Annotated in this window: 10 protein-coding genes and 1 tRNA gene; all 11 read right to left on the bottom strand. The window is 56.2% G+C overall.

All coding sequences use genetic code 11. The features are described from left to right. Window positions 1–8 precede the first annotated feature (8 nt). Window positions 9–3,017, bottom strand: coding sequence for a polysaccharide pyruvyl transferase family protein (locus A9513_RS32750; protein ID WP_065086510.1), 3,009 nt, complete (start codon window positions 3,015–3,017; stop codon window positions 9–11). Window positions 3,018–3,108: 91 nt separating this feature from the next. Continuing rightward, window positions 3,109–4,422, bottom strand: a complete 1,314-nt coding sequence (locus A9513_RS32745) for an ABC transporter ATP-binding protein (protein WP_065086509.1) — start codon at window positions 4,420–4,422, stop codon at window positions 3,109–3,111. Next, window positions 4,412–5,230: an ABC transporter permease gene (locus A9513_RS32740; protein ID WP_065086508.1), complete on the bottom strand. Its 819-nt coding sequence runs from the start codon at window positions 5,228–5,230 to the stop codon at window positions 4,412–4,414. The genes A9513_RS32745 and A9513_RS32740 overlap by 11 nt, the downstream gene beginning before the upstream one ends. Continuing rightward, window positions 5,230–5,775, bottom strand: a complete 546-nt coding sequence (gene rfbC / locus A9513_RS32735; protein WP_065086507.1) for a dTDP-4-dehydrorhamnose 3,5-epimerase — start codon at window positions 5,773–5,775, stop codon at window positions 5,230–5,232. Before rfbC ends, A9513_RS32740 begins: the two co-directional genes overlap by 1 nt. Next, window positions 5,775–6,656 carry a glucose-1-phosphate thymidylyltransferase RfbA gene (gene rfbA / locus A9513_RS32730; protein ID WP_065086506.1) on the bottom strand — a complete coding sequence of 294 codons (882 nt, stop codon included), beginning with the start codon at window positions 6,654–6,656 and terminating at the stop codon, window positions 5,775–5,777. Before rfbA ends, rfbC begins: the two co-directional genes overlap by 1 nt. Further along, on the bottom strand, window positions 6,653–7,561 hold the full coding sequence (rfbD, locus tag A9513_RS32725) for a dTDP-4-dehydrorhamnose reductase (protein ID WP_065086505.1): 909 nt from the start codon (window positions 7,559–7,561) through the stop codon (window positions 6,653–6,655). Before rfbD ends, rfbA begins: the two co-directional genes overlap by 4 nt. Next, complete coding sequence (rfbB, locus tag A9513_RS32720; RefSeq protein ID WP_065086561.1) at window positions 7,558–8,616, bottom strand: dTDP-glucose 4,6-dehydratase; 1,059 nt, start codon at window positions 8,614–8,616, stop codon at window positions 7,558–7,560. The genes rfbD and rfbB overlap by 4 nt, the downstream gene beginning before the upstream one ends. Window positions 8,617–8,621: 5 nt before the next feature. Next, on the bottom strand, window positions 8,622–9,593 hold the full coding sequence (locus A9513_RS32715; RefSeq protein WP_065086504.1) for a glycosyltransferase family 2 protein: 972 nt from the start codon (window positions 9,591–9,593) through the stop codon (window positions 8,622–8,624). 551 nt (window positions 9,594–10,144) lie between these two features. After that, window positions 10,145–10,220 (bottom strand) — tRNA-Thr (locus tag A9513_RS32710). Between the two features lie 73 nt (window positions 10,221–10,293). After that, window positions 10,294–11,832: a DHA2 family efflux MFS transporter permease subunit gene (locus tag A9513_RS32705; protein WP_065086503.1), complete on the bottom strand. Its 1,539-nt coding sequence runs from the start codon at window positions 11,830–11,832 to the stop codon at window positions 10,294–10,296. Between the two features lie 13 nt (window positions 11,833–11,845). Then, complete coding sequence (locus tag A9513_RS32700) at window positions 11,846–13,030, bottom strand: efflux RND transporter periplasmic adaptor subunit (RefSeq protein WP_065086502.1); 1,185 nt, start codon at window positions 13,028–13,030, stop codon at window positions 11,846–11,848. Between the last annotated feature and the right edge of the window lie 6 nt (window positions 13,031–13,036).

Raw genomic sequence — 13,036 nt, 5'->3', positions numbered from 1 at the left:
GTTTAAACTCAGTAAAATTGGCGCTTGATACGGTCGTTCAAATGCGACATGTGATCTCTCATGATATCGCGTAGCACGTTTTTTTGGTGATCGTTGGCCGCCAGCCACCAGTGCCTGAGTTGACCTACACGCCAGTCCGAATGAATGAACTTCTGGTAAGCGAGGTGATGGGATTCAGGAACGGCCGAATCGAGTATAGGTTCATGAAGGCTATGGTCGAACGTGGCGCAGTGGCCAAATCCGGAGAACAGTTCGAGTTCATTCTTCGAGGGGGAAAGCATTACAGCGCCAAGTGCAGACACTGCGCTCTCACGGGACAGGTCTGCCTCAGTGATGGGGTAGTTGTTGGCGCCGGCGAAGATCTTCTGTATGGACTCCAGAGTCCCGAGTTGGAAATACTTGGTTTTCTCTTCGTACTGACGAAGTTCCGACTGATTTTCCTGGGTGACGGGCTGGGCAATTCCAGCTGCATCGATCTGGAAGTCTTTTACGCTGCCGTGCGGTGCACTGTGGAACTGCTCCAGCAGTGCGACACCTTGCTCCACTTCCAACTGTTGATGGTTGGGAAGGAACTCTGTCGTGAGGCAGGACTCCATCAAACCCGCAGAGAAACGATTGCCGAGCGCCGCCGGCCATAGGCCGTAGTAGAAACCGAAGAATTCATCAGGGCCGCCCGCTGTGCCAATCAGGCCGCGGAGACTCCGCTGCATTGTGCCGTGCCAGCCAATGTCGACCATTGCCTGCCGCCCTGGCTCAAACATTCCCTGCTGACGGAGATACTCTATGCAGCTGGCGTTCCGCTGCTTCAAGCATTCATAGACAATAGCCGAGTGTTGCTGCAGCAGCTGCTCGAAACGCAATGTCAGTTCGGGGAAGAGCAGCAGTTGATTCAGGGAGCCAAAGGCTTGTTTGGCATTTGCAACCAGCTCTTTCTGTTCAGCGAGCCCTGCTCGCTCAAGTGCGGTAAGCACGGTTGTCTTTCCTGCAGAGCTACTCAGGAAGTTGAGCAGTTCCTGGCTGAGCTTCTGGGGAGTGCTATTGTGCACGCCAGCAGCAAGATTGAGTACGGCACGGGAGATATAGAGATAGCTGAATTTGACATCCAGCTTTTCGGCCAGGCCGGCAATCTCCCAAGCATTCTTGATCAGGAAGCCATCGCGGGCACAGAAATATAGTCGGTCGATTTTGTGCTGAGTAACTTTGTCGGCTAGCCATTTTATGAAGTTCCCGACAACGATACCGCCCAAGGACCGCCCAAGATTTATCAGCGCGTCTTCGGTTGAAATCGGATTCAGTGTGTTTCGGGACTGGAGTTCGAAGTAGCGTTTAGCAGCCGAAAATGGCAGCAGGTTCGGGTCAAGTTTTGCACCGACTCTACGTTCGGAGCGCGCACGAACATAAGCCAGTGTTTCGACCCCGTGCTTGCGCGGACCCAGTTCATCGGACCATTCGTCATCGCCAATGTGCAGGACCTTCTGACCATAAGCCGGAAGCAGCTCCGGCCAGATCTTGCCCGTGGCTTTTGTATGGCCAACTTCGGCAGAGACATGAACGGCGGACCAGCCAGTGTACCCAGCTTTCGTCAACGCCTCGGCGAGGAAGCTGCTCGGCAGGTACATGTCCGAAATAAAGATATAGGGCTTGCCTTGCTGCGTTAGCCTTCGAGTGACTTCCAGAATATCGGGTACAGCGTGAAGCAGGCCCTTCTCGACGAACAGTTCGAGCTCTGCTGCGAGTTGCCATTCCTTGAACTCCGGAAGGAAAGCCGGGAGTTCTTCATAGATATCTGAAAAACCGATTTCTTCGGCGCCATTCAGGTCGAAGAGACGCTTCCTGGCGCTTCGCTCGGCGTCCTCTCGTGCCAGGGCAAATCCACGAGCGGCGGTGCCGAAGCAGTCGACCAAACGACGCTCTACCTCTGCGAAGACATCGACCGGGCTATCAAGAAGCCGGGTCAATGCGGTATCGAAGATGTCAAACGACACGACATTGGCATTTGCGGAGCGCGCAAGCGTTTCCTGGATGAATTCTTCATCCAGGACCCAGCTGTCGAGTGGAGACAACACCATTACTTCTTCAAACAGCTTGTCAGTGTTCGGCGGTAACTCGGTGAGTACTGGTTCGGTCACGTCGGCGCTTACGGCCAACTCGCAGGCAGTGGAGGCGACTTCAGACTCAGTCACGGGGTCGGGTTCCGGCGCTGCCTGAGTGGCAGGCTCAAGAAGTTTAAATTCCATTTTGGGGAAGTTCTCCTTTAGCGAGTGTTCGTAAATAGCCTGGTTTTTGAAGTACTGATTGGACAAGAGGGTGACTTTCTTGCCGAGGAAAGCAGAAAGAATAGAAACGTGCAGACGATCAGTGACGACGCTCTCGTAGGGGGCTATGAAAGCGGCAAGGCTGTGGGTCACATGTCTGCAGAAGTCTGGAGATGTCCAGATGTCACCGTTCCAGCTAAGCGATATATCGATATTCTGCGGGGGGACTTCGACAGCATGTGTCGACTCACCGTCAGTGCGCAGTACGTGCAGCTCGCCAGCGCTATCCTGGAAGTACTTCTTGAAGTACTCTTTATTAAGGAATAATGTTAGATCGTGGGAGAGGTGTGTTCTTTCGGGGTTGGCGCCATTCTCTAAAGCATTTTTATAGCTGGTGCGCTCCCGACAGAATATCGTTAGATTTCTGTGGGTTTCAGAAAGGATGTCCTTGTATCCCACGATGGTGTGGGGCAAGAGAATTACATTGTTTTTATCAGCATACCGCGAAATGAGGTCAGCTACCTCATGGTAGCGGCCTTCTACAAGATTTCCTCCGCCACCAATGAAGATTGTCTCACCACTAATTTCCTCTCCCGCTTTGATATGTGCTGTCTTGATTTTGTATTGGTCAAACAGCAAGTATGTTGCGTAGGCAATGAATCCGTCTCCAGCATTCCCTGGATTCGGGAGGTAGTAGATAGTTTTGCCCCCGTGATCCATGAGGAAATTGATGAGAGGGTCATCTTTGATGATCGGATTCATTGTCAGGTTCCGTTATTTCTGGGGCAGGTGTTTAGCATGGGCATCTGTATTGGGGCGAGGGTTTCCAGTAGTCGTTGACGGCTGCCTGCCTTTACTGTTTGACTATGCTTAGTGAAAAGTCCTGCCGGAATTTGAACCACATTGGATTGTCGGTGTCGTGAATTACTGAGAATACAAAAGCAAGTTCGTTGGCGTAGATGGTGATGTTGTCGCTACGGTCCCACTTTGTTACTTGATTAAGTCTCACTGCGACGGAGTAGGTTTGGCCGCCGCGGAGGATCATTTCCGAGGAGAAGGAGAAAGCAGCAACTTCGCCCTTCTCGAAGTCTAGGCTGCGGCGGTAGGTATTGAATACACTTTGTCCAGTAAGATCCTGGCCGAATTGGTCTTTTATTAGGAATCCGAGACTGACGTTTTTTACGGATTCTATGAATTTAACTTTGAATTCCAAGGTGAATTTTTCACCTTGTTCCAAGTGGTCCGTGAGTTCGCCTTTGCTGTTTCTGAGGTTGCTAGATATAACCTCTAGAATGCTGGATTCGCTGACGGAGGTCTGTGTATTGACGATGTTGGAGGTCTCGAGATCTGGGGGGAGTTCTGCCCCGTCACTTTTGTTATCTTCGATTGCCTTTGCGTGTGACTCAAGCGCTATGCGGTTGTGCTCAATGAATACATCGTTCATGTATTCATTTGTTACCTCGGTAACGTCACCTTGCATTCGCACGCGCCCGGCGTCGATCCAGATTGCAGTGTCGCAGAGCGCCCGGATGGACTCGATGGAGTGACTGACGAAGAGAACGGTGCAGCCGTTCGACATCAGCTTCCGCATGCGTGCAATCGACTTGTGCTGGAACCAGGAATCGCCGACGCTGAGTGCTTCATCGACAATTAAAATGTCCGGGTCAACATGTACCGCCACGGAAAATGCCAGTCTGGCGTACATGCCGCTAGAGTAGGTTTTAACCGGTTGGTATACGAAATCGCCAATATCGGCGAACTTTAAAATGGCATCGAGTTTCTCATCGATTTCACTTCTGGATAGGCCCAGGAGCTGACCATTCATGTAAACGTTTTCAACCCCGGTGAATTCGGGGTTGAATCCAGCGCCTAGTTCGAGTAGGGCGGCAATTCGTCCATTGATCTGAATGGAGCCCAGGCTGGGCGCCAGAGTACCGCAGAGGATCTGCAGTAAGGTGGATTTGCCCGCGCCATTTTTGCCCATGACTCCCACGACGCTGCCGCGAGGTACTTCGAAGTCGATCTCCTTCAGGGCCCAGTGCTCCTTGAAGTAGCGACGTCGGCCCCCACCCCCGAGGATCATCTGCATCAGGCGATGATGAGGCTTTTCATAGATCTGATATGACTTCCCGAGTCCTTTTACGCAGATAGCAGCTTCAGATGACATCGGAGAAACCCCTACGTGTTTTCTGGAACCATGCAAACCCGAGCCACGCGATGACGGACGTGGCAGCGGTGTAGATGGCCCATTCATTCCAGTTGATGCCGTGGCCCCAGATCATCGTGTCCCTGGCCTGCTCGATGGCAAAGGCCAATGGATTCAGGCCAAGCAGGGAGCGGAACTCCTTTGGAAGAACATCAATGGGGTAGAAAATAGGGGAGAGAAACATCAACACCGTAGTGATGACACCCACAATCTGACTGACGTCCCTGAGGTAAACGCCCAAAGATGCAAGAAGCCAGGAAAGTCCTAGCGTCAGCATGATGGTGGGAATCAGCGATAGTGGGAGCAGCAGAATCGTGAGGTGTGGAACTCCAAAGAAGAATAGGTAGAAGATCAGCCAGACCAGGAGGCTGATCAACAAGTGGAATGCTGCAGAGCAGAACGCTATCAACGGAAGGATTTCAAGTGGAAAGATTACTTTCTTTACGTAATTCGCGTTGCTCAGGATCAGGCTCGGGGCTCTATTTATGCATTCGGAAAAAAGATTGAATATAAGTAGGCCGGTAAACAGGACAAGCGCGAACTCGGTTTTCGAATCGCTTCCGCCGGCCCAGCGTGCCTTGAATACTGTGCTGAAGATGAATGTGTAGACTGACAGCATCAGAATGGGGTTGAAGAATGACCAGAGCAGCCCCAGGGTTGATCCTTTGTATCGGCCAATTACTTCTCGGCGAGTCATGGAGAAGATAAGATTGCGGTTCCTCCAGCAGCTGGCAAATGCCTCTAGTGGAGTCATGCTGAAGCTTTTCATCAGGAAAAATGATCCGAATCATAGAGTGGAGTGCCCGCCAAGTCTTTTGGGGACAGAATTGGAGTAATTTCTAGCGGCCAGTCTATATTTAGATCTGCATCATTCCAGCGAATGCACCGCTCATATTCGGGGGCGTAATAGTCAGTTGTCTTGTACAGGAACTCGGCATGCTCACTCAGTACAAGAAAGCCGTGGGCAAATCCTTCGGGAACCCAGAGTTGCCTCTTGTTCTCTGCGCTCAGGTAGGCGCCGACCCATTTTCCAAAGTTCGGTGATGACTTCCGGATATCCACGGCAACGTCAAAAACTTCACCGGCAGTGACACGGACGAGCTTTCCCTGTGTCTGCTTGATTTGATAGTGCAGGCCGCGCAGTACGCCCTTGGCCGAGCGTGAGTGATTGTCCTGAACAAACTCGACCGGCCTGCCTATGGCTTCTTCGAATTGCTGAAGATTGAAACTCTCGAAGAAAAAGCCACGCTCGTCGCCAAATACCTTGGGTTCGAACAGGATGACCTCAGGAATGCATAGGGGAGTGGCTTTCATCAGTAAATTTTCTCGACGAGCAGACGCTTGAGGTATTGCCCGTAACCACTCTTGAGCAATGGGTCGGCAAGTTCTTCCAGTTGCTCGGGGCTTATCCACTTCTGGCGGAAGGCGATTTCTTCGGGGCACGCCACCTTGAGGTCCTGGCGGTTTTCCAGGGTGGCGATAAAATGGCTCGCCTCCAGTAATGAGTCGTGCGTGCCGGTGTCCAGCCAGGCATAGCCGCGCCCCATTATCTCAACGGAAAGCATGTTGCGCTGGAGATAAACGGAGTTGACGTCGGTAATCTCCAATTCACCCCTGGCGGATGGGGAGATACTCTTGGCAATATCAATGACGGAGTTGTCGTAAAAATAAAGTCCAGTTACTGCATAGCTGGATTTTGGTTTGGTTGGCTTTTCTTCCAGGCTGATTGCTTTGCCATTTTCATCGAACTCGACGACGCCATAGCGCTCAGGGTCTTGTACGTGATAGGCAAAGACGCTTGCTCCTTCCTTGCGCTGTGTGGCGTTGAGGAGCAGATCCTGGAAGTCATGGCCATGATAGATGTTGTCGCCCAGGACAAGAGCACAGCCGTCCTGGCCAATAAAATCCTCACCAATTAGAAAGGCTTGAGCCAGGCCGTCCGGTGAGGGTTGTACGGCGTACTGCAGGTTCAGACCCCATTGGCTGCCATCAGCGAGCAGTTGCTGAAAGCGCGGTGTGTCCTGGGGGGTGGAAATAATAAGGATGTCGCGAATCCCGGCGAGCATCAGTGTGCTCAGCGGGTAGTAGATCATTGGCTTATCGTAAACTGGCAGTAGTTGCTTTGAGATTGCCAGCGTTGCAGGGTGCAGCCGCGTGCCGGAACCACCTGCGAGAATTATTCCTTTGCGTTTCATTTCTTCTCCTGCTCTACCAATTCCTGGACCATGCGCCGAAGGTGTATGGTCCAATCGGGGAGCACCAGGCCAAACGTGCGCTGCAACTTGGCATTGGCCAGGCGGGAGTTCTGTGGTCGCTTCGCGGGCAATGGATAGTCAGCGGTAGTGATTGGAACGACGCGCTCCGAAGAGGCCTGCAGCGAACAGCCAAGGTTGAGCGCTTCTGCGACTACCAGTTGTGCATACTGATGCCAGCTAGTTTCTCCGCTGGCAACCAAATGGTAAGTGCCGCTAGCGGTTTGTTGCAGGTCGACGTCGCTGGAAAGTCGCTGCAGTATCTGTGCTGTGACGTCAGCAATTAGTTCTGCACTGGTTGGTGCACCAAACTGATCGGCGATCACGCGCAATTCATTTCGCTCTTTTGCAAGACGCAGGATCGTCTTGGCAAAGTTGTTTCCGCGTAATGCAAATACCCAACTGGTTCTGAAAATAAGATGGCGACAGCCACTCTCGCGAATCGCTATTTCGCCTTCGAGTTTTGAGCGGCCATAGGCATTCACTGGCGCCGGCTCGGTTTCCTCGTCGAATGGCTTGTCGCTGCCGCCATCGAATACATAGTCAGTGGAATAATGAACTAGCCAGGAGTTCGATTTTCTTGCGTAGCGAGCAAGGATGTCGACCGCTTCTGCGTTGATCTTGTGTGCAGTCACGTAATCGCTTTCGGCCTTGTCGACCGCGGTATATGCACCGGCATTGACGATGACATCCGGCTTTTCCTCGGTGAGGAGCCTGGACAGGCTGTCCACATCGGCCAGATCAGCGCGTTGACGATCGCAAACGACGAGCTGCGCAATGGGGGCCAGGGAGCGCTGGAGCTCCCAGCCGACCTGCCCATTGGCCCCGAGCAAGAGAATTTTTTTCATTCGTACTGCTTGCCTACCCAGTCGCGATAGGAGCCATTGGTGACGTTATTCACCCACTCCTGATTATCCAGGTACCAGCGCACAGTTTTGCGGATCCCGGTTTCGAAGGTTTCTGCAGGTTTCCAGCCCAGCTCCTGCTCGAGCCGAGTTGCATCGATAGCGTAGCGGCGATCGTGGCCAGGCCGATCCTTCACGAAAGTTATGAGATCGCGGTAGCTACGGCCAGCCGAGAGAGGTCTTTCCTCATCCAGGATGTCGCACAGGGTATGTACTACCTCGAGGTTGGCTTTTTCGTTCCACCCGCCGACGTTGTAAGTCTCGCCAGTCCGGCCTGCTTCCAATACCCGCCGGATCGCTGCGCAATGATCCTTGACGTAGAGCCAGTCACGGATTTGCTGGCCGTCGCCGTATATCGGCAAAGCCTTCCCTGAGAGGGCGTTGTGGATGATCAGCGGTATCAGCTTCTCGGGGAAGTGATAAGGACCATAGTTGTTGGAGCAGTTTGTCGTAAGTACTGGAAGTCCGTAAGTATGGTGATAGGCGCGCACCAGATGATCGGATGCAGCCTTGGACGCCGAGTACGGGCTATTGGGTTCGTACCTGTTGTCTTCACGGAATGCCGGGGCATCATCGCTAAGCGAGCCATAGACCTCGTCCGTGGAAACGTGGAGGAAGCGGAAATCGGCCTGCAGCGGCTCTGCGAGGTCGCGCCAGTAAGCCCTTGCGGCTTCAAGCAGGCGGAAAGTGCCAACGACGTTTGTCTGTACGAAGTCTTCCGGTCCATGGATAGAGCGGTCCACGTGGGACTCAGCGGCAAAGTTGATTATTGCGCGCGGCTTATGCTCGGCCAGCAGCTGCGACACCAGCGAGCTGTCGCCAATGTCGCCCTGGACGAAGACGTGTCGATCGTCGCCCTCCAGGCTCACCAGGTTCTGGCGATTGCCTGCATAGGTCAGCTTGTCGAGACTGATGACTTTCTCATTGCTTTCAGCCAGCCAGTCGAGAACAAAATTCGAGCCAATGAATCCGGCACTGCCGGTCACGAGGATAGTCATGTCGGTCATATCCTTTGAAAAACGGCAGCCGCTGCCAGTCCCAGCGTTCCGGTTGAAGATTGGCGATGGACACCAGATTGCCTGATCAGTCGGAGACGTTCGGGCAGGCGTGACTCGCGAGCTAGCTCGAACAGACGGAGGGTCTCCCTGTTCTCCGGAGTGAGGCGTTCGCGGAAGCACGATAGCGCGTGGAGATTCGCATCCATCCAGCCGCGGAAAGTGCCTTTGAACATTTTCCCTACGCGAATTGCGCGCTCGCGCAGACTGGAATTGGCGCCAACCAGGTTCTGTTCGTGCTGTCGGTAAGCAACAGTTGGCCGCTGCTCATAGATGACGTTACCGCCACAGCCGGTAACCAGCAGATAGGCCCACCAGTCATGGGAGATGATGCGTGCCGTGGTCGGGGTCTGCTTCAGCAGGTCGCGGGCCACTGCGTTGAATAACATGGTGTTGCCGCCAGCAATGCTCTGAACCAGCGCGTTCTCGAAGGACGGCGGTCGTGCGAACAGGGGAGACATGCCGAAGGGCTTTCCACTGGCGTCGATCAATTGGGTCCGGGAGCAGAACAGGGCTGGCCGCTCCAGCGGGCATGCGATCAGTTGCGACAAGCCAGTTGTCAGGCGATCTGGCAGCCAGCGGTCATCTTGGTCGCAGAAGGCGAAGTAGGGGGCCTGAATATCCGGGTGGCGGAGAAGGCTGAGGAAATTTGCCGCAAAGCCCTGGCAGGGGCCCTGCACTATGACGAGTCGATCGGTTCCCAGCTTTGCCTGATACTGCTCCAGAATGCTGCGCGTGCTATCGCTGGAGCCGTCGTCCGAGGCATAGACCACCCAATGCGGGTGCGTCTGGGCGATCAGCGAGTCCAGTTGTTCGGCCAGGAACTCTTCTCCGTTATAGGTTGACAGTAAAATGGCAACCAGATCGGAGGGTTGTTGGGAAACAAGCCCTCTTGGGGCCGATGTCGAGGGGGAGAACATCAACGCAACGCCTCACGCGGATCCATCCAGTTGGTACCCTTACACCATCCATGGTCAATGGGATAGATGAGCGTGACGCACGCACGAGCCGGACCAGGTGGAAAAACTAGGGCGGCCATTATATGCATCACGTCGATTGAGTAAATCTATGTCCGCACAGATGTGTGGCTCTTTGGTATCACTCTGGTGTCCTAGCAATCCCATGGCTCGCATCTATAAGATGAAATTGGACACAGCTCAAGGCGAAAAGTTTCAGGGCCGTCGAACGGTCTGTCCATGGGCTCAGTCAAGGAAATGCTTACGTGACGTGATAGCCGTCTGCTCATGGAAAGCACTGTCTCGGGGGGAAGAGACCTGACGCTGAGAGCCGACGACCGGCCATTCTTGTAACCAATGCGAACTTGTCTGGTTTGCGTCGGCTCTATGACAATCCATTTCCACAGCAACAGACGGAAGCCTCGGGTTGCTAGCCCGGGAGAAAAGTTACGGATGAACGGTAACAAGAAGTGCAAAAAGGCCCATGCGGGGTGGGCCTTTGTGTTTGGTAGTCATGGTGCCGGCACCAGGAATCGAACCCGGGACCTACTGATTACAAGTCAGTTGCTCTACCAGCTGAGCTATACCGGCAAGGAGGGCCGCCATTATAGCGGCGCCGGCTGGGGTGTAAACCACTGATTTTGCAGTGTGATGCAGTACCTGTTCAGTGTCCGCCAGCCGTAGCCGCACCGGGTTTGGCGCCGAAGGGCGGCTTGGCCAGGCAGATGACCACCAGCATGGCGAGAAACAGCCAACCCAACAGGGTGAAGTAGTCGATGGTCGACATCATGTAGGCCTGGCTTTCCACCATGCGCTCCAGCAGCGAAGCGCTGTGTTGGCCGGGGCCGCCGAGCTGATCGACGGTCGCCCGGGTGGCTGGGTCGTAGGCGCTGAGGTTCTCGGTCAGGTAGGCATGGTGCATGGTCGCCCGGCGGTTCCACAGCCAGGTGGTCAGGGACGCGGCGAAGCTGCCGGCCAGGGTGCGCAGGAAGGTGGCCAGGCCCGAGCCGTCGGCGATCTGGTCGGGCGGCAGGTCCGAGAGCAGGATGCTGAGGATCGGCATGAAGAAGAACGCCACGCCGAAGCCCATGAACATCTGCACCAGGGCGACGCGGGCGTAATCGACCTCGGTGGTGAAGCCTGCCCGCATGAAGCAGGTTGCGGCCATCGTCAGGAACGCAAGGCTGGCGACCACGCGCAGGTCGAAGCTTTGCGCGTAGCGTCCGACGATCGGCGAGAGGAAGATCGGCAGGATGCCGATGGGTGCGGCTGCCAGGCCCGCCCAGGTGGCGGTGTAGCCCATCTGCGTCTGCAACCACAGCGGCAGCAGCAGGCCCATGCCGAAGAATCCGGCGTAGCCGCCGACCAGGGCCAGGGTTCCGACGGTGAAGTTGCGGTGCACGAACAGTCGCAGATTGACGATCGGGTGGCGGTCGGTCAGTTCCCAGATCACGAACACGGCCAGGGCGATCACCGCGACCACCGTGCCGCCGATGATGAAGCCGGATTCGAACCAGTCCAGGTCGTTGCCCTTGTCGAGGACGATCTGCAGGGCGCCGACGCCGATCACCAGCATCGCCAGGCCCATGTAGTCCATGGGCGCGTGCTTGATCACAACTGGACGAGCGCGCAGTTGCTGGTAGACGACCATGGCGGCGAACAGGCCGATGGGCACGTTGATGAAGAAAATCCACGGCCAGCTGTAGCTGTCGGTGATCCAGCCGCCGAGGATGGGCCCGGCGATGGGCGCGACCACCGTCACCATCGCCAGCAGTGCCAGTGCCATCCCCCTTTTCGCCGGCGGATAGATGGAGATCAGCAGGGTCTGGGTGATCGGGTAGAGCGGCCCGGCGACGAAGCCCTGGATGGCCCGAAAGCCCACCAGCATGCCCATCTGCTGGGCGACGCCACAGAGAAACGAGGCGACCACGAAGAGCAGGGTGGCGGCAATGAACAGCCGCACCTCTCCGACCTTGCGGCTCAGCCAGCCGGTGAGCGGCAGGGCAATGGCGTTGCTCACCGCGAAGGAGGTGATGACCCAGGTGCCCTGCTCGGAGCTCACCCCGAGGTTGCCGGAGATGGTCGGCAGGGCGACGTTGGCGATGGTGGTATCGAGCACCTGCATGAAGGTCGCCAGCGACAGGCCGATGGTGGCCATAACCAGGCTGGGGGGGCTGAAACTGCTGCTGTTGGGCTGGCTCATGACGGTAGTAGGATCAGCGCTGCGCGGTGCTGTGGTTGGCGTCGGCCAGGTTGGCCTGGATCAGCTTCTCGATCAGTTGGTCGGCCGAGGCCAGCTGCTCCTGGTAGACGTCGGTGGAGAACACCGCCTCGTGCGGCGATTGCTGGGCGAGGGCGGGTCCGCTCTGGTCGTGCAGGCTGACGTTGACGTCCATGGACAGGCCGATGCGCAGCGGATTCTTCGCCAGTTCCTCGGGGTTGATGCGGATGCGCACTGGTACGCGCTGGACGATCTTGATCCAGTTGCCGGTCGCGTTCTGTGCCGGCAGCAGGGAGAAGGCGCTGCCGGTGCCGACGCCGAGGCTGTCGACGGTGCCGGAGTACTTCACTTCGCTGCCATAGAGGTCGGAGCGGATTTCCACCGGCTGGCCGATGCGCATGTGCTTGAGCTGGGTTTCCTTGAAGTTGGCGTCGATCCACACCTGGTCAAGCGGGATCACTGCCATCAGTGCGGCACCCGGCTGCACGCGCTGGCCGACTTGCACGGTGCGCTTGGCGACGTAGCCGGTGACCGGCGCGATGATCACCGCGCGGGCGTCGTCCAGGTAGGCCTGGCGCAGCTTGGCGGCGGCGGCTTTGACGTCCGGGTGCGAGGCGATCACGGTGTCGTCCACCAGCGCGCGGTTGGTGTCCAGTTGCTGCTCGGAGTTGGTCAGCGAGCTGCGCGCGGTGTCCAGGGCGTCGCGAGCGTGAGCCAGTTCTTCCTGGGAGATGGCGCCGTCGTTGGCGAGGTTCTGCCGGCGCTTGAAATCGGCCTCGGCCTTGGACAGGGCGACCTTCTTCGTGGCGACGTCGGCCTTGTAGCCGTCGACGTTGCTGAACAGCCCGCGCACCTGGCGCACGGTGCGCGCGAGGTTGGCTTCGGCCTGCTGCAGGGCGATGTCGGCATCACTGGGGTCGAACTTCACCAGCACCTGGCCCTTGCGCACCAGATCGCCGTCATCGGCGCCGATGCTGACCACGGTGCCGGTGATCTGCGGGGTGATCTGCACGACGTTGCCGTTCACGTAGGCATCGTCGGTGTCCTCGTGCCAGCGGCCGTAGAGGATTTCCCAGGCGACGCTGGCGAGGCCGGCGATGATGACGACGGCGAGCAGGATCAGCAGCCAGCGCTTGCGCTTGGGGTTGCCGTTCTGGGTTTCTTGGGTGGCGGTGCTCATGTCGGG

This window comes from Pseudomonas sp. AU12215 (genome assembly GCF_001675465.2).
GTDB classification, from domain to species: Bacteria; Pseudomonadota; Gammaproteobacteria; order Pseudomonadales; family Pseudomonadaceae; genus Pseudomonas; species Pseudomonas nitroreducens.
This window is presented reverse-complemented; position numbering and strand designations above follow the sequence as displayed.

What these genes read in the sequence shown, in the direction of transcription:
- A9513_RS32750 (WP_065086510.1), bottom strand. Translation starts at nt 3,017, where the DNA reads ATGAATCCGATCATCAAAGATGACCCTCTCATCAATTTCCTCATGGAT.
- A9513_RS32745 (WP_065086509.1), bottom strand. Translation starts at nt 4,422, where the DNA reads ATGTCATCTGAAGCTGCTATCTGCGTAAAAGGACTCGGGAAGTCATAT.
- A9513_RS32740 (WP_065086508.1), bottom strand. Translation starts at nt 5,230, where the DNA reads ATGAAAAGCTTCAGCATGACTCCACTAGAGGCATTTGCCAGCTGCTGG.
- rfbC (WP_065086507.1), bottom strand. Translation starts at nt 5,775, where the DNA reads ATGAAAGCCACTCCCCTATGCATTCCTGAGGTCATCCTGTTCGAACCC.
- rfbA (WP_065086506.1), bottom strand. Translation starts at nt 6,656, where the DNA reads ATGAAACGCAAAGGAATAATTCTCGCAGGTGGTTCCGGCACGCGGCTG.
- rfbD (WP_065086505.1), bottom strand. Translation starts at nt 7,561, where the DNA reads ATGAAAAAAATTCTCTTGCTCGGGGCCAATGGGCAGGTCGGCTGGGAG.
- rfbB (WP_065086561.1), bottom strand. Translation starts at nt 8,616, where the DNA reads ATGACTATCCTCGTGACCGGCAGTGCCGGATTCATTGGCTCGAATTTT.
- A9513_RS32715 (WP_065086504.1), bottom strand. Translation starts at nt 9,593, where the DNA reads ATGTTCTCCCCCTCGACATCGGCCCCAAGAGGGCTTGTTTCCCAACAA.
- A9513_RS32705 (WP_065086503.1), bottom strand. Translation starts at nt 11,832, where the DNA reads ATGAGCCAGCCCAACAGCAGCAGTTTCAGCCCCCCCAGCCTGGTTATG.
- A9513_RS32700 (WP_065086502.1), bottom strand. Translation starts at nt 13,030, where the DNA reads ATGAGCACCGCCACCCAAGAAACCCAGAACGGCAACCCCAAGCGCAAG.